Below are 25,424 nucleotides of genomic sequence, written 5' to 3' on the forward strand. Positions count from 1 at the left end.
TTCGGAAAAGGTGACGCATGTTCACCTTACTGACGGGTCACCTCGCCAGTAACGTCCGTCTCATCGGCTTCCCCCTCAGGAGCATTCATGCGACGACGCACCGGAAAGCTCAGAACTGCCATCGCCATAGCCGTGTTCGCACTCGGCGCCGGCCTGATGACACCGCTGCCGCAGGCGACCGCCGCGGCCTCGGATCCCGTCACCGACTACTGCGAGAGCCAGTGCAACGACATCATGCCGCCGGGTGAGAACGGCAACGCCACCCTCGCCCAGATCCTCGCCCACCGTGCACTGGGCACCCGTCCCGAGCACAGCGCCGACCAGCTCGGACCGTACGACGCGCTGCCCGCAGGGGCCCCCACGCTCACCGACTCCACGCTGAACAACTTCTTCAACGACTCGTCGTTCGGTGTCCCCGACGACCAGGTCGCCTCGGTGACCAAGCCGCGCGACGACGTCAGCATCACGCGGGACAAGAAGACCGGCGTCCCCCACATCAAGGGCACGACACGCTACGGAACCGAGTTCGGCGCCGGATTCGCTGCGGGCCAGGACCGGCTCTGGCTGATGGACCTCTTCCGGCACATCGGCCGCGGTGAGCTCACCTCCTTCGCCGGCGGCGCACTCGCCAACCAGGGCCTGGAGCAGGAGTTCTGGCCGCAGGCCCCGTACACCGAGCAGGACCTCCAGGACCAGGCCGACCGGATCGCCGCCCAGGGCGCACGCGGCAAGCAGGCCATGGCGGACGCCCAGGCGTACGTCGACGGCATCAACGCCTACCGGCAGAAGTCGAAGGACGGGCGCTACTTCCCCGGCGAGTACGTGCTCACCGGGAAGATCAACGCGATCACCAACGCCGGTGAGATCGAGCCGTTCAAGATCACCGACATGATCGCGCTCGCCTCGGTCGTCGGCGGCCTCTTCGGCGGCGGCGGTGGCGGCGAGGTGCAGGCCGCGCTCTCGCTGCTCTCGGCCCAGCAGAAGTACGGCGTCACCGAGGGCAGCAAGGTCTGGGAGTCCTTCCGGGAGCGCAACGACCCGGAGGCCACCCTCACTGTCCACGACGGCACCAGCTTCCCCTACGCGGACAAACCGGCCGACCCGAAGGGCACCGCGATGCCCGATCCGGGCTCGGTGAAGGCCGAACCGCTGGTGTACGACCGGACCGGCGGGGCCAAGACCGCGGCGAAGACCCCGGTCAAGGCGTCGAAGAAACTCAAGCCCGTCCAGGGCATGTACGACAACGGCGTGCTCCCGGCCGACCTGTTCAGCAGCAAGAAGGGCATGTCCAACGCCCTCGTCGTGTCCGGGCAGCACACCGCGAGCGGAAACCCCGTCGCCGTGTTCGGCCCGCAGACCGGGTACTTCCTGCCCCAGCTGCTGATGCTCCAGGAACTCCAGGGGCCGGGCATCAGCGCCCGCGGTGTCTCCTTCGCCGGCGTCGGCATGTACATCCAGCTGGGCCGCGGCCAGGACTACGCCTGGAGCGCCACATCGGCGGGCCAGGACATCACCGACACCTACGCGGTGGAACTCTGCCAGGACGACACCCACTATCTCTTCCGGGGCGTGTGCACCCCGATGGAGAAGATGGAGCGGACCAACTCCTGGAAACCCACCGTCGCCGACTCCACGGCGGCCGGCTCCTACCGGATGCAGGTCTACCGGACCAAGTACGGCATCGTGACCCACCGGGCGACCGTCGACGGGAAACCCGTCGCCTACACCTCGCTGCGCAGCACCTACGGGCATGAGGCCGACTCGATAGTGGGCTTCGAGATGATGAACGACCCGGGGTACGTGAAGGACGCCAAGACCTTCCAGCAGGCCGCCTCGCACATCGGCTACACCTTCAACTGGTTCTACGCCGACTCCCGCCAGGCCGCCTACTTCAACAGCGGTATGAACCCGGTCCGCGCGGCCGGGGTGGACGCCTCGCTGCCCGTCAAGGCCGAACCGGCCTACGAGTGGAAGGGCTTCGACCCCGACCACCACACCACCGACGTGACCCCGGCCACCCAGCATCCGCAGTCCGTCGGCCAGGACTACTACGTCTCCTGGAACAACAAACAGGCCAAGGACTACGCGTCGGCCGGGTTCGGCAACGGCTCGGTGCACCGGGTCGACCTGCTCGGCGACCGGGTGGCGAAACTCGTCGCCAAGGGCGGCGTCACCCGTGCCGCGCTGACCCGCGCCATGGCCGAGGCGGCCGTCACCGATCTGCGCGGCGAGGACGTCCTGCCCGAACTGCTCGACGTCGTACGGAGCAAGCCGGTCACCGACCCGGCCGAGGCCAAGGCGGTCGAGCAGCTGGAGGCATGGGTGTCCGACGGCGCCCAGCGCAAGGAGAACGCCCAGAGCTCGCACGTCTACAGTCACCCGGACGCCGTGCGGATCATGGACGCCTGGTGGCCACTCCTGGTGGAGGCCGAGTTCAAGCCGGGGCTCGGTGACGACCTCTACTCGGCGCTCACCGCCAACCTCACCATCGACGAGTCACCGTCGGCGGGCCACGGACCCACCGGGGCGCACGCCGGATCCGCCTTCCAGTACGGCTGGTGGAGCTATGTCGACAAGGACATCCGTACGGTCCTGGGGCGCCCGGTGCAGGGCAAGCTGGGCAAGACGTACTGCGGCGGGGGCGACCTGAGCGCCTGCCGTGACGCGCTGCTCACCACCCTGGGCCAGGCCGCCGCCAAGACCCCGGCGCAGGTCTACCCCGGCGACGACAGCTGCGCCGCCGGTGACCAGTGGTGCTCGGACGCGATCATCCACCGTCCGCTGGGCGGGCTGCAGTTCTGGCCCATCCAGTGGCAGAACCGGCCCACGTACCAGCAGGTCGTGGAGTTCCCCTCGCACCGCTAGCCGGGTCAGGGGATAAGGGCCGCGGGCCGGAACGGGTGACTCCGTTCCGGCCCGCGGTGTTCGCCCCTGGCTCAGCGGTACGTCAGATAGCGCTCGCGGACGGACCGGAAGGCGGCGAGTTCCCCCTGCCAGGCCGCCACCACGTCATCGGTGTCCGCGCCCTTGTCGATCGCCGTACGGACCTGTGCGGAACCGGTCAGTTTGTCGATCCAGTCGTCCGAACGCCAGGCGAAGCCGGACCAGACCTTCTTCGCCGTCACCAGCAGACCGATCGCGGTCCGTACCGGGTCGAACGCCGCACGGTCCTGGACATGGAGCTGCACCCCGCCCGCGGTCTTCCCCTCGAACTTGGAGAACGTCGGCGCGAAGTACGCCTCGCGGAAGGCGACACCCGGCAGCTCCAGCGCGTTGGCGGCCTCGGCCCACCGCCGGTCGATGCCCTCGGCCCCCAGCAGCTCGAACGGCCTGGTGGTGCCCCGCCCCTCGGAGAGGTTGGTCCCCTCGAACAGACAGGTACCCGAGTAGACCAGGGCGGTGTCGGGCGTCGGCATGTTCGGGCTCGGCGGCACCCACGGCAGCCCCGTCGCGTCGAAGAAGTCGCCGCGCCGCCAGCCGGACATCAGGACCGTCTCCAACTCGACCCGCTGCGGCAGGAATTCGCCGTTGAAGAGCCGGGCGAGCTCCGTGACCGTCATCCCGTGCGCCTGCGCGATCGGCTGCCGTCCGACGAACGTCGCGAACTCCTTGTGCAGCACCGGGCCGAGCGCGGCCTGCCCGGTCACCGGGTTCGGCCGGTCGAGCACCACGAAGCGCAGCCCCGCCATGGCCGCCGCCTCCATGCAGTCGTACAGCGTCCAGATGTACGTGTAGAAGCGGGCGCCCGCGTCCTGGATGTCGAAGACCACCGTGTCCACACCGGACGCGGTGAAGATGTCCGCGAGGGGCTGCCCGCTCTTGGTGTACGTGTCGTAGACCGGGAGCCCGGTCGCCGGATCGTCGTACCGGCCCTCCGAACCGCCGGCCTGCGCCGTGCCGCGGAAGCCGTGCTCGGGGCCGAAGACGGCGGTGAGGTTCACGTTCTTGTCGGCGTGCATGACATCGACGATGTGCCGGACGTCCTGGGTGACCCCGGTCGGGTTGGTGACGATGCCGACGCGGTCCCCGTGGAGCAGGCCGTAGCCGTCGGCTGCCAGCCGGTCGAATCCGGTCCGCACCCGGGCGCGCGGCCCGTGCGCGGCGGCCGGCACCGCCGCGGCGCCCACCGCCCCCAGCGCACCCATGGCGCCGCTCGCGGCCAGCAGTCCCCGCCTGGAAAGGTTCATCGGGCTACCTCCATGATCTCGCCGACTGTCATGGCCACGCAGGCTAACCCTCACCCCTTCCCCTGCCACATACCGACTGGTTAGTCTGCTGGTGCATTCAATGGAGAGGCAGGTCCTGATGGGTACGGTCGACGGCGCGGGTGTAGTGGTCACAGGGGCGGGCGGCGGTATCGGCGCGGCGCTGGCGCGGAGGTTCGCCGCGGAGGGCGCCCGTGTCGTGGTCAACGATCTGGACGGCGCGAAGGCGGAGGCGGTGGCCGCCGAGATCGGTGCGACCGCGCTGCCGGGCGACGCCTCGGCGATCGTGGACGCCGCCCGTGAGGCGCTGGACGGCCGGGTCGACGTCTACTGTGCGAACGCCGGTCTCGGCTCACCGGGCGACCCCTTCGCCGACGAGGCAGTCTGGGCCTCAGCCTGGGACGTCAATGTGATGGCCCATGTCCGCGCGGCCCGTGCGCTGCTGCCCGACTGGCTGGAGCGCGGCGACGGCCGGTTCGTCTCCACCGTGTCGGCAGCCGGGCTGCTCACCATGATCGGCGCGGCCCCGTACAGCGTCACCAAGCACGGCGCGCTGGCCTTCGCCGAGTGGCTCTCGCTCACCTACCGCCACCGCGGTCTGAAGGTCCACGCGATCTGCCCGCAGGGCGTCAGGACCGACATGCTCACATCGGCGGGGTCCGCGGGCGAACTGGTGCTCGCGCCGACGGCGATCGAGCCGGACGACGTCGCCGACGCGCTCTTCGCCGCCATCGCCGAAGAGCGGTTCCTGGTGCTGCCGCACCCGGAGGTCGCCGATTACTACCGGGCGAGGGCCACCGAGCCCGACCGGTGGATCGGCGGGATGAACCACCTCCAGCAGAAGTGGGAGGCCGGGCGGTGAGCACCTCGGTCTACGCGGCGAAACCGTGGCTCGGGCTGCTCAGTGAGGCCCAGCGCCGCCCGGTGCACCCGCAGACGAGCGTGGTGCACGCCTTCCGCGACGCCGTGGCCCGCGCACCGGAACACCCCGCCCTCGCCTACTTCGACGGGCGGCTGACCTACCGCGAGACCGACACACTCTCCGACTCGGTCGCCGGTCATCTCGCCGCCAGGGGCGTGGGCCGCGGCGACCGGGTCGCGGTCATGCTGCAGAACTCGCCGCACTTCGTGCTGGCGCTGCTCGGCGCCTGGAAGGCCGGCGCCACGGTCGTACCGCTCAACCCGATGTACAAGTCGGCGGAGGTCGGCCACGCGCTGCGGGACGCGGGCGTCACGGCGCTGGTCTGCTCCGACCGGGCCTGGGAGTCGTATCTGCGGGAGACCGCGGCCGGCTCCGGGCTGCGGTTCGCGCTCACCGCCTGCGAACGTGATCTGCAGAGCCGCGACGACGCACGGGTCCTCGGCTTCGAGCGGCTGCCGTGCCCGGCCGACACCGACGATCTGATCGCGGTCGCCCGGCTGGGACTCCCGGCCCCCGCGGACCGCGACCCGCGCGCCACCGATGTGGCGCTGATCAGCTACACGTCGGGCACCAGCGGGACCCCCAAGGGCGCGATGAACGCGCACGCCAACATCATGGTGAACGCCGAGCGCCAGCGCACCGGCCACCCGGTCGAGGAGGGCTCGGCGTACTTCGCGCTGGCGCCCCTCTTCCACATCACCGGGATGGTCTGCGAACTCGCCGCGTGTGTCGCCAACGCCGGCACCCTCGTCCTCGCCTACCGGTTCCACCCCGGAGTGGTCCTCGACGCGTTCACCGAGCACCGTCCCGCGTACACCGTCGGCCCCTCCACCGCCTTCATGGCGCTGGCGGCCGACCCGTCGGTCACCCCGGACCACTTCGCCTCCTTCAAGGTGATCTCGTCGGGCGGCGCGCCGCTGCCGCCCGCACTGGTGGAGGGCTTCCGCGAGCGCTTCGGCCCGTACATCCGCAACGGCTACGGGCTCACCGAGTGCACCGCTCCGTGTGCCTCCGTACCGCCCGAGCGTGAGGCCCCGGTCGACCCGGTGTCGGGCACGCTCTCGGTGGGTGTGCCGGGCCCCGACACCGTGGTGCGGATCCTGGACGCCGCGGGCGCCGAGGTGCCCTTCGGGGAGCAGGGCGAGATCGTGGTGAGCGGGCCGCAGGTGGTCTCGGGCTACTGGGACCGCCCGGACGCCACCGCCGAAGCGTTCCCCGGCGGGGAACTGCGCACCGGGGACATCGGCTTCATGGACCGGTACGGCTGGCTCTATGTCGTGGACCGGATGAAGGACATGATCAACGCCTCCGGTTTCAAGGTGTGGCCGCGTGAGGTCGAGGACGTCCTCTACACCCATCCCGCCGTACGGGAGGCGGCCGTGGTCGGCGTCCCCGACCCCTACCGCGGCGAGTCGGTCAAGGCGTACGTGAGCCTGCGGACCCCGGCGTCAGGCGCGGGCCCGTCCGGGGCCGCGGTGACACCGGCGGAGCTGGCCGCCTACTGCAAGGAGCGGCTCGCGGCGTACAAGTACCCGCGCGAGGTCGAGATCCTGCCCGAGCTGCCGAAGACCACCAGTGGGAAGATCCTGAGGCGGGAACTGCGTTCCCCGCAGTGACGAGCACATGAACGGACGGAAGGTGGCGGCGATGGCAGCCAGAACGACCGACGGGAACGGCGTCCCCGTCCCGCAGAGGCTGCTGGCCGCCGCCACCCGGCTCTTCGCCGAGCGCGGCTACGACCGGACCTCCGTCCAGGAGATCGTCGAAGCGGCGGGGGTCACCAAGGGCGCCCTCTACCACTACTTCGGCTCCAAGGAGGACCTGCTCCAGGAGGTCTACTCCCGGGTGCTGAGGCTCCAGCAGGAGCGGCTCGACGCGTTCGCGGACGCCGACGCGCCCGTCGAGGAGCGGCTGCGCGAGGCCGCGGCGGACGTCGTCGTCACGACCATCGACAACCTGGACGACGCGTCGATCTTCTTCCGCTCCATGCACCATCTGAGCCCCGAGAAGAACAAGCAGGTACGGCTGGAGCGGCGCCGCTACCACGAGCGCTTCCGGGCCCTGGTGGAGGAGGGACAGCGCACCGGGGTGTTCTCGACGGCCACATCGGCGGATCTGGTGGTCGACTACCACTTCGGCTCGGTGCACCATCTGTCCACCTGGTACCGCCCGGACGGCCCGCTGACCCCGCGCGAACTGGCCGAGCAGCTGGCGGATCTGCTGCTGCGGGCACTGCGGCCGTAGCGGCCCTGGTCACACCGGCGGTGTGACCAGGCAACCGCCCGTCCCCTACAGGTACTTCTTCAGCTCGCGCCGGGCCAGGGACCGCTGGTGCACCTCGTCCGGCCCGTCGGCCAGCCTCAGCGTCCGTGCCCCCGCCCAGAGTTCGGCCAGCGGGAAGTCCTGGCTCACCCCGCCCGCGCCGTACAGCTGCACCGCCTTGTCGATGATGTCGATCACCGCGCGCGGTGTCGCGATCTTGATGGCCTGGATCTCCGTGTGCGCGCCGCGGTTGCCCACCGTGTCCATCAGCCAGGCCGTCTTGAGCACCAGCAGCCGCAGCTGCTCCACGGTGACCCGGGCGTCCGCGATCCAGTTCTGTACGACGCCCTGCTGGGCCAGCTGCTTCCCGAACGCCGTACGCGACACCGCCCGCCTGCACATCAGCTCGATGGCGCGCTCCGCCATCCCGATCAGCCTCATGCAGTGGTGGATCCGGCCGGGGCCGAGCCTGGCCTGGGCGATGGCGAAGCCGCCGCCCTCCTCACCGACGAGGTTCGACACGGGCACCCGGACGTTGTCGAGGACCACCTCGGCGTGACCGCCGTGGTAGTGGTCCTCATAGCCGTACACCTGCATGGCGCGGCGGACTTCGAGCCCCGGGGTGTCGCGCGGGACCAGGATCATCGACTGCTGGCGGCGGACGTCCGCGCCGTCCGGGTCGGTCTTCCCCATCACGATGAAGATCTTGCAGTCCGGGTTCATCGCCCCGGAGATGTACCACTTGCGGCCGTTGATGACGTACTCGTCGCCGTCGCGCGCGATACGGGTCTCGATGTTCGTCGCGTCGGACGAGGCGACCTCGGGCTCCGTCATGGCGAAGGCCGACCTGATCTCACCGGCGAGCAGCGGCTCCAGCCACTGCTTCTTCTGCTGCTCGGTGGCGAACTGGAACAGCACCTCCATATTGCCCGTGTCGGGGGCCGCGCAGTTCAGCGCGGTGGGTGCCAACTGCGGTGAGCGCCCGGTGATTTCGGCCAGCGGCGCGTACTGCAGGTTGGTCAGCCCCGCACCGTACTCCGCGTCCGGCAGGAAGAGGTTCCACAGACCCTGGCGGCGCGCCTCAGCCTTCAGCTCGTCGACGACGGCCGGGGTCTCCCAGGGGGAGGCGAGCAGCGCGCGCTGCTCGTGGGCGACGGCCTCGGCGGGCAGGACATGCTCGTCCATGAAGGCGAGGAGCTTGCCGCGCAGCTCTTCGGTGCGCGCGTCGAATGCGAAGTCCATGGGGTGTTCAGCCTTCCTGGAGGGTGGTGAGACCGTGCTCGATGAAGACGGGAACCAGCGAGCCGATCCGGTCGAAACCGGCGCCGACGGTCTGGCCGAGGGTGTAGCGGTAGTGGATTCCTTCGAGGATCACGGCGAGCTTGAACCAGGCGAACGCCGTGTACCAGGCGATGGCGGAGGTGTCCCGGCCCGAGCGGGCCGCGTACCGCTCGACCAGTTCGGCGGGCGAGGGGTGGCCCGCCGCACCGCTCGTGGTCGAGACGGGCGACTCGGGAAGGCCCAGATCGGAGCTGTACATCACGAGCAGCCCCAGGTCGGTGAGCGGGTCGCCGAGGGTCGACATCTCCCAGTCCAGGATCGCGTTGATCCTGTCGTCGTCACCCAGCAGGACGTTGTCCAGGCGGTAGTCGCCGTGCACCACGGTGGGGGCGGGGGAGCGGGGCAGGTCACGGCCGAGCGTGGCGTGCAGCTCGTCGATACCGGCCAGTTCGCGGTTGCGTGAGGCGTCCAGCTGCTTGCCCCAGCGGCGCAGCTGCCGTTCGAGGAAGCCGTCGGGGCGCCCGAAGTCGGCCAGCCCGACCGCCTCCGGGTCGACGGCATGCAGATCGACGAGTGTGTCGACCAGCCCGAGCACCGCGGCCCTGGTCCGCTCGGCGCCGATGGGCGCCAGCTGGGCGGCCGTGCGATAGGGGGTGCCCTCGACGAACTCCATGACGTAGAACGGCGATCCGATGACCGACTCGTCCTCGCAGAGGAGCACCGGTGCGGGCACCGGGACCCCCGTCGGGTGCAGTGCGCTGATCACCCGGTGCTCGCGCTTCATGTCGTGTGCGGTGGCCAGGACATGGCCGAGCGGGGGCCGGCGCACGACCCACCGTCCGGTCCCGTCGCTGACGGTGTACGTCAGATTGGACCGGCCGCCCTCGATCAGCCGGGCGCTGAGCGGTCCGCGCACCAGGCCGGGCCGCACCCGGTCGAGGTGACCGCGCAGTGCCTCGGGGTCGATTCCCGGTGGGTGGACTGCGCTCATGGCGCACCTCCGTGTACTAGGGGCGGACCGTCCGGGTGGACCGTCGCGCCGGTGTCTGCGGGCATGCTCGTGGTAACCGTCTGCGCCCATCATGCCGACCAGTCGGTATGCCGTCCACCCCCGGCCCGATTCCGGCAGCCGGTGCGCGGTCGTCACATCTCTGATACACCGCCCGGCCGCATCCGGTTCCCCCCGCCGGAGAGCAACCGGAGAGCAACGGGAGAGCAACGGGAGAGGAACGGGAGCGGAACCGGGGACATGGGGGCGAAGAGGCTGTCTCGTTTGCACGGGGTCCGGTTGCGCGAGTCCGGGCCTGACCAGAGGCTCGTAGGCATGAAGGCGATCAGCTACAGCCGTTACGGCGGCCCCGAGGTCCTGGAGTACGGCGAGCGCCCCGAGCCCAAGGTCGGGCCCGACTCCGTACTGGTGAAAGTACGCGCGGCAGCCGTCAACCCGGTCGATGTGCACGCCCGCGAGGGGCACCTCGACGCGCGGCTCGACGCCGTCTTCCCGGTCGTACCGGGCTGGGACGTCTCGGGTGTCGTGGTGCAGCCGGGAGCGGCCGTGACCGAGTTCGCCGTCGGCGACGAGGTGATGGGGTACGTACGGGAGGACTTCCTCTCGCGCGGCACCTTCGCCGAGTATGTGGCGGCCCCGGTGCGCACGCTCGCCCGCAAGCCGCTGGGGCTCAGTTTCGAGGAGGCCGCCGGGCTGCCGCTGACCGGGCTCACCGCCTACCAGGCGCTGCGCGCGCTGGAAATCCGCTCCGACGACACCGTCCTCGTCCACGCGGCGGCGGGCGGCGTCGGCTCGATGGCCGTCCAGCTCGCCCTGCACTCGGGCGCCCGTGTCATCGGCACCGCGAGCGCCCACAACCACGACCATCTGCGCACGCTGGGCGCGGAACCGGTGGCCTACGGCGACGGGCTCGCCGACCGGGTGCGTGCGCTGGCCCCGGACGGTGTGGACGCGGTCCTCGACACGGTCGGCGGCGACACCCTGAGACTCTCGGCGAACCTGCTCGCCCCGGAGGGCCGGCTCGCGTCCATCGTCGACGGCGACGTGGCCGAGTTCGGCGGCCGCTATGTCTTCGTACGGCCCGACGCCCTCGATCTGCACGTCCTGGGTGAACTGGCCGACCAGGGGGAGATCTCCGTCCACGTGGACCGGGTCCTCCCGCTGGAGCAGGCGGCGGAGGCGCAGCGGCTCAACACGGAGGGCCACACCCGCGGCAAGATCGTCGTCACGGTCGACTGGGACGCGGCGGCCGCCTGAGGCGCGGCCTGAACCGCAGCCCGCCCCCGTACCGCCCGTTTCCGTACCGCCGTCACTGTGCCCGTACCGCCCGTTTCCGTACCGCCGTCACCGTGGCCGTACCGCCCGCTCCCGTACCGCCGTCACCGTGGCCGCAGCGCGCCCAGACGGCGGTACGCGGCGAGGCCGTCCGGGACCCACTCCCAGGTGTCGATCCGCTGCGCCAGCTCCTCGTCGGTGAGGAAGCCGTGCCAGGCGACCTCCTCCACCTGCGGACGCACCGGAAGCGTGCAGCGCACCTCGTACACCCAGGACCACCAGCCCTGCCCCGGGCCCTCGTAGAGGAACTTGAAGAGCGGTACGGGCGCGGGCAGCCCCGAGACGCCCAGCTCCTCCTCGGCCTCCCGCAGCGCCGCCGCGTCGTAGGACTCGCCCGCCCCGACCACCCCGCCGACGAACATGTCGTACAGCGAGGGGAAGACCAGCTTCACCGGGGTCCGCCGGTGGACGAAGATCCGGTCGTCGGCGTCGCGCGCGAGCACGAAGACACAGCGGTGCAGCAGCCCCTTCGCGTACACCTCACCGCGTGGCGCCTGCCCGGTCACCTGGTCGGACGCGTCGACCACATCGAGGATCTCGTCGGCCGGGGACGCCGGGGACGCCGGGGACGCCGGGGACACAGGGGGCACGGGGTTCTCAGGGGTCATGCGGCCATCTTCTCGCGCGGCGCCCTGGCCGACCCCGGGGGCATCGCCGGATGCCGTCCCAGCAGGATGATCCCCACGACGATCGCCGCGAGCCCGGCCGACTCCCAGGCCAGCGCCCCGGTGTCGGTGCGCAGCCGGTCGCCGAGGAATCCCACGCCGCAGGCGATCCCCGCGAGCGGCTGCGCGGCGGTGAGCGCGGGCAGCGAACTGCGCAGCGGCGCGGCCTCGAAGGCGCTCTGCACCAGGACCAGGCCGGTCACCCCCAGCGCGATCACCGCGTACGGCTCCCAGCCCGTCACCAGCCCCGCCCAGCCGCCGTGCTCCAGATGCTGCCCGCTGACCCGGGTCAGGGCGTCCTGGAGCCCGTACAGCAGACCCGCGCCGAGCGCGAGGAGCGCGGGGCCCACGGTCAGCCGGGTCCGTTTGGCGCAGACCGCCAGGACCAGCGCCGTACCGGCCACCACGCCGATGATCAGCCAGTGCCGCAGCTCGTCCACCGACGCGGCACCGGCCTTCGGCTGGCCCGCCAGGATGAAGACCGCGACCCCGCCGGCCAGCAGCGCGAGACCGCCCCAGCCCTGCCGCCCCAGCGGCTGCCCCGTCATACGGCGGGAGAGCGCCATGGCGAAGAGCAGATTCGTCGCGAGCAGTGGCTCGACCAGGGAGATCTCGCCCTGGCCGAGCGCCAGGGCGCCCAGCACCATGCCGCAGACCATCAGCCCGATGCCGCCCAGCCAGACCGGCACCCGCACCAGGTCGAGCAGCAGCCTGAAGGAGAGGAAGTCCTTCATCGGGGCATGCCGGGCCGCTCTCTGCTGGAGCACGAAACCGAAGCCGAGACAGCAGGCCGCACCCACGGAGAGCGCGAGGACGAGTACCGACACGTGATCAACCTCAAGACCGGCCAGAAGGGGCGGGGTCCTGGCGACGATAGCGCCTGGAAAGGCACCTGCACCCGTTGTGTGCCCCGAACGGGACTGTTGACGCAGCCTTGGGACGAACTGAAGATGTGACCGACAAGTAACCTGGCAGGGATGGGGCTCATGGCGGACGACGCTGATGTGATCGTGATCGGGGCCGGTCTCGCCGGTCTGGTGGCCACCGCCGAACTGGTCGACGCGGGGAAGAAGGTGATCCTGCTCGACCAGGAGCCCGAGCAGTCGGCCGGCGGACAGGCGCACTGGTCCTTCGGCGGTCTCTTCTTCGTCGACTCGCCCGAACAGCGGCGCTTCCGGATCAAGGACAGTCGTGAGCTGGCGATGCAGGACTGGCTGGGCACCGCCGGCTTCGACCGGCCCGAGGACCACTGGCCGCGGCAGTGGGCCGAGGCGTACGTGGACTTCGCCTCCGGTGAGAAGCGGGCCTGGCTGCACGCCCAGGGCATGCGTTTTTTCCCGGTCGTCGGCTGGGCGGAGCGCGGCGGGTACGACGCGACCGGGCACGGCAACTCCGTACCGCGCTTCCACATCACCTGGGGGACCGGGCCCGGCGTCGTGGCGCCCTTCGAGCGCCGGGTGCGGGCGGGCGTGGCGCGCGGCCTGGTGCAGCTGAAGTTCCGCCACCGGGTCACCGGCCTCGCCCGCAGCGCGGGCGCGCTGGACACGGTCACCGGTGAGGTGCTGGAGGCGAGCGGTGCGGAACGGGGCACCGCGAGCAGCCGGGCGGTCACCGGCGCATTCAGCTACCGGGCGCAGGCGGTCATCGTCACCTCCGGCGGGATCGGCGGCAACCACGACCTGGTACGGGCGCAGTGGCCCGAGCGGCTCGGCACCCCGCCGGCGCACATGCTGTCGGGGGTGCCCGCGCATGTGGACGGGCTGATGCTGGGCATCGCGGAGGGCGCGGGCGGCAGCCAGATCAACCGGGACCGGATGTGGCACTACACGGAGGGCATCCAGAACTGGAACCCGATCTGGGCCAAGCACGGCATCCGGATCCTGCCGGGCCCGTCCTCGCTCTGGTTCGACGCGCGCGGCAAACGGCTGCCGGTGCCGCTCTTCCCCGGCTTCGACACCCTGGGCACGCTCGACCACATCATGAAGTCGGGCCACGACTACACCTGGTTCGTTCTCGACCAGCGCATCATCGGCAAGGAGTTCGCGCTCTCCGGCTCGGAGCAGAACCCGGACCTGACGGGTAAGTCCGTCCGTGACGTCATCGGCCGGGCGCGGGCGGACGTACCGGGACCGGTGCGGGCGTTCATGGACAACGGCGCGGACTTCGTCGTGGAGAAGGACCTGGCGTCGCTGGTGCGCGGGATGAACGCGCTCACCGACGAGCCGCTGATCGACGAGGCCGGGCTGCGCCGGGAGATCGTCGCCCGCGACCGCGAGATCAGCAACCCGTTCACCAAGGACCTCCAGGTGATGGCCGTCCGCGGTGCCCGGAACTATCTGGGCGACAAACTCATCCGTACGGCCGCGCCGCACCGGATCCTGGACCCGGCGGCGGGGCCGCTGATCGCGGTGAAGCTGCACATCCTGACCCGTAAGTCGCTGGGCGGGCTCGAGACCGACCTCTCGTCGCGGGTGCTCGCCGAGCCGGCCGGCGGCGGCCCTGGCCGCGGCGAGCCCGTGCCCGGCCTGTACGCGGCGGGGGAGGCGGCCGGGTTCGGCGGCGGCGGGGTGCACGGCTACCGCTCGCTGGAGGGCACGTTCCTGGGCGGCTGCATCTACTCGGGCCGGGTCGCGGGACGGGCGGCGGCCCGGGCGGTCGGGTAGGCGGCGCGGGGAGCGGGGCCGGGGCGGTCGGGCGGCTGGGCGGCCGGGCGGACCGGAAGCCGGGCGGGCGCTCCGGGGGCTCCCCCGGGGGACAGGCCACGCGGACCGCTCCGGGAACAGGCCGCGCGGGCCGCTCCGGGAACAGGCCGCGGGGGCGCCGGGCTACAGCCGTTCCACCACCCGGAACCTCTCGGCCACGACCATCGTGTCGTCGTCCACGGTGAACTCCGGGTCGCGCAGCGCCTCCCGCATCTCGTCCCCGTGCCAGAACCGCTCGTGCGCCGCGCGCCACTCGGCGACCGACGTGTATCCCTCGCCCTCGTCCAGCGCGTGCTGGAGGCCGACGTCGCCGAGGCGCAGCACCCGTACCCCGGTCAGCTCGACCACCGCGACCTCGCGGCCGGCCGAGTCGATCAGGGCCGAGCGCTCGCCGGCGGGCGGCAGTTCCTCCTGCTCCGCCTCGTACTCGGCGAGCAGCCCGCTGGTCGAGACCTTCTCGCCGCTCAGCACGGCATCGACGAGCCGGTCACGGAGCGGGCCGGGGAAAGCGAGCAGCAGGGGCTTGAGAGCCTCGGGACCGGTCATGGCACCAGCGTACGCACCCGGGTAAAGCAATGCGGTGCAAGGGGAGTTGAGGAGGGGGTGGCGCCCGTACGGCCTTGACGTGGAGCCATTACTACCGCTTTGCTGTGCGTGATCATTGCCCCTGGCGCCCTTGAGGAACCCCGCGGATGCCCCCACTCCTCGGCCGCTCCCGAAGACGGACCGGCCAGCTCGCCGACCCGGCGCTCGACGACGTCGAACTCGCCGAAGTGCGTACCCAGTTGGCCCAGGGCCGCTGGGGCAGAGTCAGCTCCCTGCTCACCGCGACCGCCGACGACTGGGACCGCCGCGGACACCGTCTCGTCGTACTCGCCGAGGGGGCGGGATCGGTGGCCTGGGCCGAGGACTGGCTGCTCGCCGAGCCGGAGAGCGCGGACGCCGCCGCGCTGCTGGCGTGCGCGTCCGTCCTGCGGTCGCTGCGCGGCAAGGACGGCAAGGGCAGGGCGGGTACGGCGGCCAAGGCCGACCAGGACGCCGCGCGGGAGGCTTGCCGTGCCGCCGCCCGGATGGCGCCGTCGGACCCCACGCCCTGGCTCGGTCTGCTGATCCTGGCCCGCAGCCGCGGCACCGAGGACGAGGTCAGCCGCCTCTTCGACGAAGTGCGCTCACGCCACCCCGAGCACCACCACGCGCACCATCTGATGGCGGCGCGGCTCGCCGAGCGCCACCCGGAGGCCGGCCAGGACCCGCTGCACGAGGTGTACGACTTCGCGGCCTGGGCGGCCGAACAGGCGCCCGCGGACTCGCCGCTCGCGGTGCTGCCCGTGGTGGCCCACGCGGAGCGCTACCGGGTGCTCGCCACGGCGGGCAGCGAACCGGCCGATCCCGCGAGCTCCGGACACTGGACGGGGCGGCGGGCCCGCCAGGTGATGAAGGCCGCCTTCGACTGGTGGCTGGAGTGGGAGCGCGAGGACCACCCGCGCAACCGCATCGACCTCAACTTCCTGGCCCACGCGAAGTTCTGCGAGGGCCGGCCCGCGGAGGCCGCCGCACTGTTCCACCGCATTGGAGAGCACATCACGCCAGCCCCCTGGGCGTACCCCGACCGGGACCCGTACCAGGCGTTCATGGCCGCGCGCGGTGCCGCGCTCGGCTCCGTCTAACTCCTCACCGAAGGGACCGACCCGCCATGCCGCCGGGCAGTTCGAGCACGAGCGAGATCAACGAGATCAGCACGTTCAAGGGCCAGGACCAGGCGCTGCGCGCCGGCCGTCTGGGGACGGCGGGGCTGCTGCTCTCCGTGCTCGCGGCCAGCGCTCCCCTGATGGTCGTCGCGGGTGTCATGCCCACGATCTTCGGCCTGATGGGGATCGTGGGACAGCCGATCCTCTACGTCATCCTGGCGGTCGTCCTGGCGCTGTTCAGCGTCGGTTACGCCGAGATGAGCCGGCACGTCCACAACGCCGGTGCCTTCTACGCCTACATCGCCCGCGGCCTCGGCGCCACCGCGGGGGCGGGCGCCTCCTTCGTCGCGCTGGTCGCCTACAGCGCCATGCAGGTCGGCATCTACGGCATCTTCGGGTTCGAGGTCTCCGGCCTCTTCGACACCTATCTCAGTACCGAACTGGCCTGGTGGATACCGGCGCTGGCGGCCGTCGCCGTCGTCGGGGTGCTGTCCTGGCTGAAGATCGACCTCAATGCCAAGGTCCTCGGTGTGCTGCTGCTCATCGAGTGCGCCCTCGTGGTGATCTTCGACATCGCCTCGGTCGCGAGCCCCGCCAAGGAAGGGCTCTCGCTGCACGCCTTCAACCCCGACACCCTCACCGGCGCGGGCTTCGGCACCGCGCTCTGCTTCTGCATCGCCGCGTTCGTCGGCTTCGAGCAGGCCCCCGTGTACGCCGAGGAGACCAGCAGGCCGCAGGTGGTCGTCCGCCGGGTGATGTTCCTCGCCGTCGGTTTCGTCGCGCTGTTCTTCGCCGTCAGCTCCTGGGCGCTGACCGTGGCCGCCGGGCCGTCGGCGATCAGCGCCCAGGCCGGCAAACTCGGCCCTGGACTGCTCTTCGGCCTCAGCGAGGGCGTACTGGGCAAGTCCTTCACCGATGTGCTCCACGTCCTCTTCGTCACCGGCATGTTCGCCGCGATGCTCAGCTTCCACAACGTGGTCGCCCGCTACGCCTTCGCGATGGGCCGCGAGGGACTGCTGCCCGCCGCCTTCGGACGTACGAACAAGTCCAGCGGCGCGCCCGGTATCGGCTCGCTGCTCCAGACCGTGATCTCGCTCGTCGTCGTCATCGCCTTCGCGGTGACCGACAGCAAGCCGCACGGCGACCCGACGGCGCCCGTGCTGCACCTCTTCACCTGGATGGGCAACATCGGCGCCCTCGGCATCATCCTGCTGATGGCCGCCGCTTCGGTCGCCGTCATCGCCTTCTTCGTACAGCGCGGCGCGGCCCGTGCGCAGATCTGGCGGCTGACCGCGTCGGGCCTCGCCTGCCTCGCCCTGCTCACCATCGCCTTCATGACGGTCAAGGACTTCGACGTGCTGGTCGGCGCGGGCCCCGGCTCCGTACTGAGCTGGCTGCTGCCCGGCATCATCGGCCTCGCGCTGGTCGGCGGCCTGGTCTACGGGCTCGTGCTGCGCTCGGGCAGGCCGGATGTGCATGCCAGGATCGGGCTCGGCAACGAGGCGTTCCAGCTCGACAAGGCCGCCGCGGCGCAGGCCGGAGCCGCCGCGGACATATGACGGAATGCTGACGGGCACCGGGGGCCGCTGGCTTCCGGCGCCCGTGAGTGCTCGAATCGTCGGGTGAAACCAGAACCATCCGGCCATGAGGCATCCGGGCATGGGACATCAGGCCAGGACGCTTCGGGCCAGGACGCATCCGGCCCTGAGACTTCCGGCCACGACGGCGCACCGGTCGGCCGCCGTCTCGTCCTCGGCATGCTGGGCCTGGGCGCGGCGGGGCTTGTCACCGCGCCCTACATCCAGCGCGGGGTCGACGCGGCGCTCGGCGCCGTCTCGGGCAAGGACCCCACCGGGCTGACCGGTCTGCTGCCCAACGGCGGCGGGTTCCGCTACTACTCGGTCACCTCGTCGGTGCCCACCAAGGACGCCGGGAACTACCGGCTCACCGTGGACGGCATGGTCGAGCGGCCCACCACGTACACCCTCGGCTCGCTGCGCCGGCTCCCGCAGACCCGGCTGGTGCGCGATGTGCAGTGCGTCACCGGCTGGCGGGTGCCGGGGACCCCCTTCGAAGGGGTGCGGCTCTCCCGGCTGCTGGACGCGGCCGGGGTACGGCCCGGCGCCGGTGCGGTCCGCTTCACCTGCTTCGACGGGGCGTACAGCGAGAGCCTCACCCTGGACCAGGCACGCCGTGCGGACGTCCTGGTCGCGCTGCGGATGCAGGACGAGCCGGTGAGCCACAACCACGGCGGTCCCGTGCGCCTCTACGTCGCGCCCATGTACTTCTACAAGTCCGCGAAATGGCTGTCCGGGATCACGGTCACCCGTGACGTGCGGCGAGGTTACTGGGAGGAGCGCGGCTATGACATCGACGCCTGGGTCGGCAAGTCCAACGGACGCGACGACCACCCCACGGTCTGAGCTGCTCCGCTTCACCCGCCCGGTGCGCTGGGCGCACCGTACGACGTCGGCCCTGATGCTGGTGTGCATCGCGTCGGCGGCCTGCCTGTACGTCCCGCAGCTCGCGGAGCTCGTCGGCCGCCGCTATCTCGTGGTCACCGTGCACGAATGGTCGGGGGTGCTGCTGCCCGCACCGGTCCTGCTCGGCCTCGCCTCCCGCGCGCTGCGGGCGGATCTGGGCCGCCTCAACCGCTTCGCCCCGTACGACCGCGCCTGGCTGCGGTCGGCGCTGCGCAGGGACGGATCGCCGCGTACGGCGGGCAAGTTCAACGGCGGCCAGAAGATCTACGCCGGGTGGATCGCGGGTGCGGCGCTGGTGATGCTCGGCACCGGGCTGCTGATGTGGTTCACCCACCTCGCACCGCTGGTCTGGCGCACCAGCGCCACCTTCATCCACGACTGGCTGGCGCTGGCCGTCGGCATCGTGGTCGCCGGGCACATCGGGATGGCGGTGGGCGACCCTGAGGCCCGGCGGGGGATGCGGACGGGGTGGGTCGGGCGCGGGTGGGCGCGGCGGGAACACCCGCGGTGGCCGGACGAGGAGTGAGGGCGTCGCGGTCATCCCCCCGGCCGGGCGGCGCCCGGCAGCCTTACCCGCCGCCTGCCCAGCTCGCCCCGGCCCTACTCGCCGAATTCCAGCAGCACCTTGCAGGACCGCGACCGGTCCGCGGCGAGAGCGAACGCCTCCGCGGCCCGCTCCACCGGCACCACCGCGCTGACCAGCGCGTCGAAGGACTCCTCGCGGGCCAGCAGCTCGATCGCGGCGTCGAACTCCACGTCGAAGCGGAGCGCCCCGCGCAGCTCGATCTCCCGGCTCACCACCAGATTCCCGGCGAACGGGCTCATCCCCGGCGGCAGCATCCCCAGCTGTACGACGGCCCCGCCCCGCCGCACCGACCGCAGACAGGTGTCGAGCCCTGCCGCCGAACCGGACGCCTCGATCGCCGTGTCCACCTCGTCGGGCAGGCCAGGATCGGCCGGGTCGCCGGCCCGTACGAGCGTCGTCGCGCCCGCGGCGGCCGCGAACTCCAGCGCCTTCGGCAGCAGATCGGTGACCGTGACGGCCGCGGCGCCCGCGGCCCGCAGCGCCGCCACCACCAGCGCGCCGATCGGCCCCGCACCCGTGACCAGGACGTGCCTGCCCTCGACGGGACCGGCCCTGCGCACCGCGTGCAGCGCCACCGCCAGCGGCTCGGCCAGTGCCGCCCTGCGCAGCCCGAGACCCGCGGGGAGCGCCCTCAGCTGGCCGGCCGGCACCGCGATCCGGGTGGCGAACCCGCCCTGCACATGCGGTGTACGGGCCGCGCTGCCCAGATAGCGGGTGTCCCGGCAGACGTTGGCCCGCCCGTCCAGGCACTCGGGGCAGACGCCGCACGGCGTCGCCGGGTGCACGGCCACCGGGGTGCCGGGCGCGGGGCCTTCCGCCCCTTCGCCGTAAGCGACGACGGTCCCGACGACCTCGTGGCCCAGCAGCATCGGCTCCTGGAGCAGGAAGTCACCGACCCCGCCGTGCCGCCAGTAGTGCAGATCCGAGCCGCACACGCCGCCGTACCGCACCGCGACGACGGCAAGACCGGGACCGGCCACCGGCTCGGGCAGCTCCTCGACCCGCAGGTCGTCCGCCCCGTGGATCACACATCCGCGCATCACAGCACACTCGTCATTCCGCCGTCGACGTACAGGATCTGGCCGCTCACGAAGTCCGCGGCCGGCGAGGCGAGATAGAGCACCCCGCCCACCAGGTCGTCGGTGCGCCCCCAGCGTCCGGCCGGCGTACGGCCGCGCACCCAGGAGCTGAACTCCTCGTCCTCCACCAGCGGCCGGGTCAGCTCGGTCTCGATATAGCCGGGGCCCAGGCCGTTGACCTGGATACCGTACTGGCCCCAGTCGGCGCACATGCCCTTGGTGAGCATCTTCAGGGCGCCCTTGGTGGCCGCGTACGGGGCGATGCCGGGGCGCACCACCTCGCTCTGCAGCGAACAGATGTTGATGATCTTCCCGTGGCCGCGGGGGGACATCCGCCGGGCGGCCTCGCGGCCCACCAGGAAGGCGCTGGTGAGATTGGTGTCGACGATGCGGTGCCAGTCGGCGTCGGTGAAGTCGAGCAGCGGGGCGCGCAGTTGCATCCCGGCGTTGTTGACCAGGATGTCCAGCGGGCCCGCCTGCTCCTCGGCCGCGGCGATCCCGGCGGCGACCGAGGGCCCGTCGGTGACGTCGAAGGCGGCGGTGAACACCGTGCCCCCGGTGTCTTCGAGCGCGGCGGCCGCGGCCTTCAGCCGGTCCTCGTCGCGGCCGTTGATGACGACCGTGCAGCCCGCCTCCAGCAGACCGCGGGCGAGGGCGTGCCCGATGCCCCTGCCGGCGCCGGTGACCAGCGCCGTACGGCCGGCGATCTCGAACAGTGGATGTGCCATGAGGGGTCCGTTCCTCTCCGTGACCGGAGCGTGGCGGTGGCTAGTGCCGCGGCAGGCACTAGAGAACGAGCGAGAGCAGCAGGATGAAGATCAGCGAGACCACCGAGATGATGGTCTCCATCACCGACCAGGTCTTGATCGTCTGACCGACGTCCATCCCGAAGTACTCCTTCACCAGCCAGAACCCCGCGTCGTTCACATGGCTGAAGAAGAGCGAGCCCGCGCCGATCGCGAGCACCAGCAGTGCCACGTGCGCCGTCGACATGTCAGCGGCGAGCGGCGCGACGAGGCCGGCGGCGGAGACGGTCGCCACCGTGGCGGAGCCGGTGGCCAGCCGCATCACCACGGCGATCAGCCAGGCCAGCAGGAGCGCCGGGATCGACCAGTCCTTGGAGATGTCCAGCACCATCTGACCCACACCGGAGTCGATCAGGGTCTGCTTGAAGCCGCCGCCGGCGCCGACGATCAGCAGCACACTCGCGATCGGGGCGAGGGACTTCTCGACGGTCGCCGACATCCGGCCCTTGCTGAAGCCGGCGGCCCGGCCCAGCGTGAACATGGCGACGATGACCGCGGCCAGCAGGGCGATCAGCGGCGAGCCGATGACGTCGAACGCGCGCTGGACGGTGTCCGCGGGGTTGTCGATCACGATGTCGACGAGGGCCTTGGCCAGCATCAGCACGACGGGCAGCAGCACGGTGGCCACGGTGGCACCGAATCCGGGCCGCTTCTCCAGGTCCTCCGACGGCCGCTCGGGCACCATGCGGTCGGGCGCCTGGATGTCGACCCAGCGGGCCGCGTAACGGGAGAAGACAGGACCGGCGATGACGACGGTCGGGATGGCCACCAGCACACCCAGCGCGAGCGTCACGCCGAGATTGGCGTGCACGGCGGCGATGGCCACCAGCGGCCCGGGGTGCGGCGGGATCAGACCGTGCATCACGGACAGGCCGGCCAGCGCGGGGATACCGATCCGCATCAGCGAGAAGTTGCCGCGCTTGGCGACCAGCAGCACCACCGGGATCAGCAGCACGATGCCGATCTCGAAGAAGAGCGGCAGCCCGACGATCGCCGCGATCAGCACCATCGCCCACGGCATACTGCGCCGGCTCGCCTTCGCGAGGATGGTGTCGACGATCTGGTCGGCGCCGCCGGAGTCCGCGAGGAGCTTGCCGAGGATGGCACCCAGCGCGATCAGGACACCCACGCTCGCCGTGGTGTCACCGAGCCCCGAAGTGAAGCTGGTGATGACCTTGTCGAGCGGTGCGCCCGCGACCGCTCCCAGGACGAGCGACCCGATGGTCAGCGAAAGGAACGCGTGGAGCTTGGTCTTCGTGATGAGCAGGACGATGACGGCGATGCCCGCGAGGACGGCGATCCCCAGCTGGGCGTGGCCGGCCGACGATATCGGCGCTGGGTCCGCTGCCAACATCTCGACGCTGAGACTGGACACGGTGGTTTCCTTCGGTTCGTGAGGAAGTGAGTGGTGGCGGTCCTACGACCTCGCGGTCAGCCGCCGAGGCCGCGCAGTGCGGCGACGGCCCGCCCGGTGATGTCCTCGGGGGTCCCGGAGATGTCGACGGCGGCGCCCGCCTCGTCCCGGCCCAGCGGCTGGAGCGCGGCGAACTGCGAGTCGAGGAGCGCGGTCGGCATGAAGTGCCCCTTGCGCTCCGCCATCCGCCGCTCGATCAGCTCACGGTCCCCGGTCAGGTGCAGGAAGACGACGCCGGGCGCCTCGGCCCGCAGCCGGTCGCGGTAGGAGCGCTTGAGCGCGGAGCAGCTGACCACGCCGCCCCGGTCGGCGCGCTCGTGCGCCCACCGGCCGATCGCGTCGAGCCACGGCCACCGGTCGGCGTCCTCGAGAGGCGTGCCGGCCGACATCTTGGCGATGTTCGCGGCGGGGTGGAAGTCGTCCCCCTCGGCGTACGGAACGCCCAGTGCGGCGGAGAGCAGCGGACCGATCGTGGTCTTGCTGGTCCCTGCCACGCCCATCAGGACTACGACTCGGGGGGTGGTCATCGGTGGTGCCTCGCTGTCTTCTTCGACATGACTTCGACGGAGGCGGACATGGATCCGTCGCGCTACTGAAACCCATTAGGTACGACTTATTCAAGAGGCTGTGACTTAAAAGTCATACTTAATGGGTCCGGTGTACGCCCCGTAGGGTGAGGCCATGACCACTCAGGGCCCGGGGCTGCACGCCCACGTGCTGGAAAACCTCGGTCCCTCGATCACCTCGGGGGAGTACCCGCCGGGCAGCGTGCTGCGCACCGACGAACTCGCCCAGCGCTTCGACGTGTCCCGCACCGTGATCCGCGAGGCCGTCCGTGTCCTGGAGTCGATGCGGCTGGTGGAGTCGCGGCGCCGGGTCGGCGTGACCGTACGGCCCGCCGACGAGTGGAACGTCTACGACCCCCAGGTCATCCGGTGGCGGCTGGCCGGGGCCGACCGGTCCCGCCAGCTCCGCTCGCTGACCGTCCTGCGGTACTCGGTGGAGCCGGTCGCGGCCGGGCTCGCGGCCCGGCACGCCACCGCCGAGCAGTGCGCGGCCCTCACCGAGCAGGCGCTCGGCATGGTCGCCACGTCCCGCGGCCACCAGCTCGCCGGCTACCTGGTGCACGACATCGCCTTCCACCGCCTGGTGCTGCGGGGCTCCGGCAACGAGATGTTCGCCCGGCTCGGCGACGTCGTCGCCGAGGTGCTCGCGGGCCGCACCGAACACCAGGTGATGTTCGACGACCCCGACCCCGCCGCCGTGACCTTGCATGTGCAGGTCGCAGAGGCCGTACGGGAAGGCAATGCCGAGCGGGCGGAGGAGCTGACCAGAGAGATCGCGGTCGGCGCACTGAAGGAGCTGGACGTCCTGGCGCCCTGACCGGTGCCGTTTCAAACGTTTTGTGACAAAGATTTCATTCGGTTCTCCGGCCCGACACGCCCCCTTTACGCTGACGCCTTGATCAGCCGCCACCTCCCCCACGTAAGGCGACGCACCCCATGAGTGACCGCACCCTCACCGCGGCAGAACCCTCTCCGCAGCACGTCGATGCCGGTGACGAGGGCTACAGCAAAGATCTGAAGTCCCGCCACATCAACATGATCGCGATCGGCGGGGCCATCGGCACCGGCCTCTTCCTCGGTGCCGGCGGCCGGATGGCGGGAGCGGGCCCCTCACTCGCCATCGCCTACGCGGTCTGCGGCGCCTTCGCCTTCTTCGTCGTACGGGCGCTGGGCGAACTCGTCCTCTACCGCCCGTCGTCCGGCGCCTTCGTCAGCTACGCCCGTGAGTTCATGGGGGAGAAGGGCGCCTACACGGCAGGCTGGCTGTACTTCCTCAACTGGTCGACCACCGCGGTCGCCGACATCACGGCCGCCGCCACCTACGCCCACTTCTGGTCGATGTTCAGCTCGGTCCCGCAGTGGGTCTGCGCGCTCGTCGCCCTGGCTGTCGTCCTCACCGCCAACCTGATCTCGGTCAAGTACTTCGGCGAGACGGAGTTCTGGTTCTCGATCATCAAGGTCGCCGCACTCGTCGTCTTCATGTGCATCGGCATCTATCTGGTGGTCACCCAGCACTCGGTCGACGGGCACACCCCCGGATTCGGCACCATCGGTGACAGCGGGGGCCTCTTCCCCAAGGGCGTGATGCCCATGCTGCTGGTCATCCAGGGTGTCGTCTTCGCGTACGCCTCGGTCGAGCTGTGCGGTGTCGCGGCGGGCGAGACCGAGAACCCCGGGAAGATCATCCCGAAGGCCATCAACTCGATCATGTGGCGGGTCGGCATCTTCTACGTCGGCTCCGTGGTGCTGCTCGCGCTGCTCCTCCCGTACACCGCGTACTCGGACGGCGAGAGCCCCTTCGTCACGGTGCTGTCGAAGATCGGCGTCCCCGGCGCGGCCGGCGTGATGAACCTGGTCGTCCTGACCGCCGCGCTCTCCAGCCTCAACTCCGGCCTGTACTCGACCGGCCGCATCCTGCGCTCGATGGCGCTCGCCGGGTCCGCGCCGCGCTTCACCGGCCGGATGAACAAGGGCCAGGTGCCCTACGGCGGCATCCTGCTCACCGCGGGCTTCGGCGTGCTGGGTGTCGTGCTCAACTACCTGGTCCCCGGCAAGGCGTTCGAGATCGTCCTCAACTTCGCCTCCATCGGCATCCTCGGCACCTGGGGCATGGTCATGCTCTGCTCGCTGCTCTTCTGGCAGCGGTCGAAGGAGGGCCGGGTCACCCGGCCCGCCTACCGGCTGCCGTGGGCGCCGTACACCCAGATCGTCACCCTCTGCTTCCTGGTCGCCGTCGCGTTCCTGATGTGGTGGGGCGGGGGAGTGGGCCGCACCACCGTGGAGTGCCTGCCGCTGATCGCCGCCGCGCTCGTCGGCGGATGGTTCCTGGTACGCGGCCGCGTCGCATCCGTCGCCGCCGAGCGTCAGGGCCTGGAAGACTGAGGCCACCAACCGCTCGGTGATACGGAAGGCTGTCGACGG

The 25,424-nt window shown here is 71.1% G+C and carries 22 protein-coding genes; 12 read left to right on the forward strand and 10 right to left on the reverse strand.

The window, feature by feature from the left end:
* The first annotated feature begins 87 nt into the window (after positions 1-87).
* Positions 88-2,865 carry a penicillin acylase family protein gene (locus tag OG510_RS30715; protein ID WP_406141082.1) on the forward strand — a complete coding sequence of 926 codons (2,778 nt, stop codon included), beginning with the start codon at positions 88-90 and terminating at the stop codon, positions 2,863-2,865.
* A 71-nt stretch (positions 2,866-2,936) separates the two neighbouring features.
* Here the strand turns inward: OG510_RS30715 and OG510_RS30720 are convergent, their stop codons facing one another.
* Complete coding sequence (locus tag OG510_RS30720) at positions 2,937-4,187, reverse strand: exo-beta-N-acetylmuramidase NamZ domain-containing protein (protein WP_406141083.1); 1,251 nt, start codon at positions 4,185-4,187, stop codon at positions 2,937-2,939.
* Between the two features lie 118 nt (positions 4,188-4,305).
* Between OG510_RS30720 and OG510_RS30725 the strand changes: the two genes are divergently transcribed.
* Genes OG510_RS30725 through OG510_RS30735 form a run of 3 tightly spaced genes read left to right on the forward strand, consistent with a single transcriptional unit; the run spans position 4,306 to position 7,371 of the window.
* Complete coding sequence (locus OG510_RS30725) at positions 4,306-5,067, forward strand: SDR family oxidoreductase (RefSeq protein ID WP_406142639.1); 762 nt, start codon at positions 4,306-4,308, stop codon at positions 5,065-5,067.
* Positions 5,064-6,743: a class I adenylate-forming enzyme family protein gene (locus tag OG510_RS30730; RefSeq protein ID WP_406141084.1), complete on the forward strand. Its 1,680-nt coding sequence runs from the start codon at positions 5,064-5,066 to the stop codon at positions 6,741-6,743. The genes OG510_RS30725 and OG510_RS30730 overlap by 4 nt, the downstream gene beginning before the upstream one ends.
* 31 nt (positions 6,744-6,774) lie before the next feature.
* Positions 6,775-7,371 (forward strand): TetR/AcrR family transcriptional regulator, encoded by a 597-nt coding sequence (locus OG510_RS30735; protein WP_164264033.1) that lies wholly within the window; start codon positions 6,775-6,777, stop codon positions 7,369-7,371.
* Positions 7,372-7,416: 45 nt separating this feature from the next.
* On the opposite strand, the gene OG510_RS30740 is transcribed toward OG510_RS30735, so the two are convergent.
* Complete coding sequence (locus OG510_RS30740; protein WP_406141085.1) at positions 7,417-8,631, reverse strand: acyl-CoA dehydrogenase family protein; 1,215 nt, start codon at positions 8,629-8,631, stop codon at positions 7,417-7,419.
* A 7-nt stretch (positions 8,632-8,638) separates the two neighbouring features.
* Positions 8,639-9,661 (reverse strand): phosphotransferase family protein, encoded by a 1,023-nt coding sequence (locus OG510_RS30745; protein ID WP_406141087.1) that lies wholly within the window; start codon positions 9,659-9,661, stop codon positions 8,639-8,641.
* 333 nt (positions 9,662-9,994) lie between these two features.
* Here OG510_RS30745 and OG510_RS30750 point away from each other — a divergent pair, with 333 nt between their 5' ends.
* Positions 9,995-10,936, forward strand: coding sequence for an NADP-dependent oxidoreductase (locus tag OG510_RS30750; protein WP_406141089.1), 942 nt, complete (start codon positions 9,995-9,997; stop codon positions 10,934-10,936).
* 122 nt (positions 10,937-11,058) lie between these two features.
* Here the strand turns inward: OG510_RS30750 and OG510_RS30755 are convergent, their stop codons facing one another.
* Positions 11,059-11,622, reverse strand: coding sequence for an NUDIX domain-containing protein (locus OG510_RS30755; RefSeq protein WP_406141091.1), 564 nt, complete (start codon positions 11,620-11,622; stop codon positions 11,059-11,061).
* Positions 11,619-12,506 carry a DMT family transporter gene (locus tag OG510_RS30760; RefSeq protein WP_406141092.1) on the reverse strand — a complete coding sequence of 296 codons (888 nt, stop codon included), beginning with the start codon at positions 12,504-12,506 and terminating at the stop codon, positions 11,619-11,621. The genes OG510_RS30755 and OG510_RS30760 overlap by 4 nt, the downstream gene beginning before the upstream one ends.
* Before the next feature lie 159 nt (positions 12,507-12,665).
* On the opposite strand from OG510_RS30760, the gene OG510_RS30765 reads away from it, so the two are divergent.
* Positions 12,666-14,342, forward strand: coding sequence for an FAD-binding dehydrogenase (locus OG510_RS30765; protein ID WP_406141094.1), 1,677 nt, complete (start codon positions 12,666-12,668; stop codon positions 14,340-14,342).
* Between the two features lie 162 nt (positions 14,343-14,504).
* On the opposite strand, the gene OG510_RS30770 is transcribed toward OG510_RS30765, so the two are convergent.
* Positions 14,505-14,927, reverse strand: a complete 423-nt coding sequence (locus OG510_RS30770) for an ASCH domain-containing protein (protein WP_406141095.1) — start codon at positions 14,925-14,927, stop codon at positions 14,505-14,507.
* A 146-nt stretch (positions 14,928-15,073) separates the two neighbouring features.
* On the opposite strand from OG510_RS30770, the gene OG510_RS30775 reads away from it, so the two are divergent.
* The 4 genes from OG510_RS30775 (at position 15,074) to OG510_RS30790 (ending at position 19,078) form a co-directional block, all read left to right on the forward strand.
* Complete coding sequence (locus OG510_RS30775) at positions 15,074-16,048, forward strand: hypothetical protein (protein ID WP_406141096.1); 975 nt, start codon at positions 15,074-15,076, stop codon at positions 16,046-16,048.
* A 26-nt stretch (positions 16,049-16,074) separates the two neighbouring features.
* Positions 16,075-17,628, forward strand: a complete 1,554-nt coding sequence (locus tag OG510_RS30780; RefSeq protein WP_406141097.1) for an APC family permease — start codon at positions 16,075-16,077, stop codon at positions 17,626-17,628.
* A 63-nt stretch (positions 17,629-17,691) separates the two neighbouring features.
* On the forward strand, positions 17,692-18,492 hold the full coding sequence (locus OG510_RS30785; protein WP_406141099.1) for a molybdopterin-dependent oxidoreductase: 801 nt from the start codon (positions 17,692-17,694) through the stop codon (positions 18,490-18,492).
* Positions 18,434-19,078: a cytochrome b/b6 domain-containing protein gene (locus tag OG510_RS30790; RefSeq protein ID WP_406141100.1), complete on the forward strand. Its 645-nt coding sequence runs from the start codon at positions 18,434-18,436 to the stop codon at positions 19,076-19,078. Before OG510_RS30785 ends, OG510_RS30790 begins: the two co-directional genes overlap by 59 nt.
* A 74-nt stretch (positions 19,079-19,152) precedes the next feature.
* On the opposite strand, the gene OG510_RS30795 is transcribed toward OG510_RS30790, so the two are convergent.
* Genes OG510_RS30795 through OG510_RS30810 form a run of 4 tightly spaced genes read right to left on the reverse strand, consistent with a single transcriptional unit; the run spans position 19,153 to position 22,964 of the window.
* Positions 19,153-20,178, reverse strand: coding sequence for an L-idonate 5-dehydrogenase (locus OG510_RS30795; RefSeq protein ID WP_406141101.1), 1,026 nt, complete (start codon positions 20,176-20,178; stop codon positions 19,153-19,155).
* Entirely contained in the window at positions 20,178-20,945 is a 768-nt protein-coding gene (locus tag OG510_RS30800) for an SDR family oxidoreductase (protein ID WP_406141103.1), read from the reverse strand. Before OG510_RS30800 ends, OG510_RS30795 begins: the two co-directional genes overlap by 1 nt.
* Before the next feature lie 58 nt (positions 20,946-21,003).
* Complete coding sequence (locus tag OG510_RS30805) at positions 21,004-22,398, reverse strand: GntP family permease (RefSeq protein WP_406141104.1); 1,395 nt, start codon at positions 22,396-22,398, stop codon at positions 21,004-21,006.
* A gap of 56 nt (positions 22,399-22,454) precedes the next feature.
* Positions 22,455-22,964: a gluconokinase gene (locus tag OG510_RS30810; protein ID WP_406141106.1), complete on the reverse strand. Its 510-nt coding sequence runs from the start codon at positions 22,962-22,964 to the stop codon at positions 22,455-22,457.
* A 154-nt stretch (positions 22,965-23,118) separates the two neighbouring features.
* Between OG510_RS30810 and OG510_RS30815 the strand changes: the two genes are divergently transcribed.
* Positions 23,119-23,820 carry a FadR/GntR family transcriptional regulator gene (locus OG510_RS30815; protein ID WP_164265503.1) on the forward strand — a complete coding sequence of 234 codons (702 nt, stop codon included), beginning with the start codon at positions 23,119-23,121 and terminating at the stop codon, positions 23,818-23,820.
* A 119-nt stretch (positions 23,821-23,939) separates the two neighbouring features.
* Complete coding sequence (locus OG510_RS30820; RefSeq protein WP_406141107.1) at positions 23,940-25,385, forward strand: amino acid permease; 1,446 nt, start codon at positions 23,940-23,942, stop codon at positions 25,383-25,385.
* The last annotated feature ends 39 nt before the right edge of the window (positions 25,386-25,424 follow it).

Source organism: Streptomyces sp. NBC_01089 (assembly GCF_045162975.1).
In the GTDB taxonomy this organism is placed as follows: domain Bacteria; phylum Actinomycetota; class Actinomycetes; order Streptomycetales; family Streptomycetaceae; genus Streptomyces.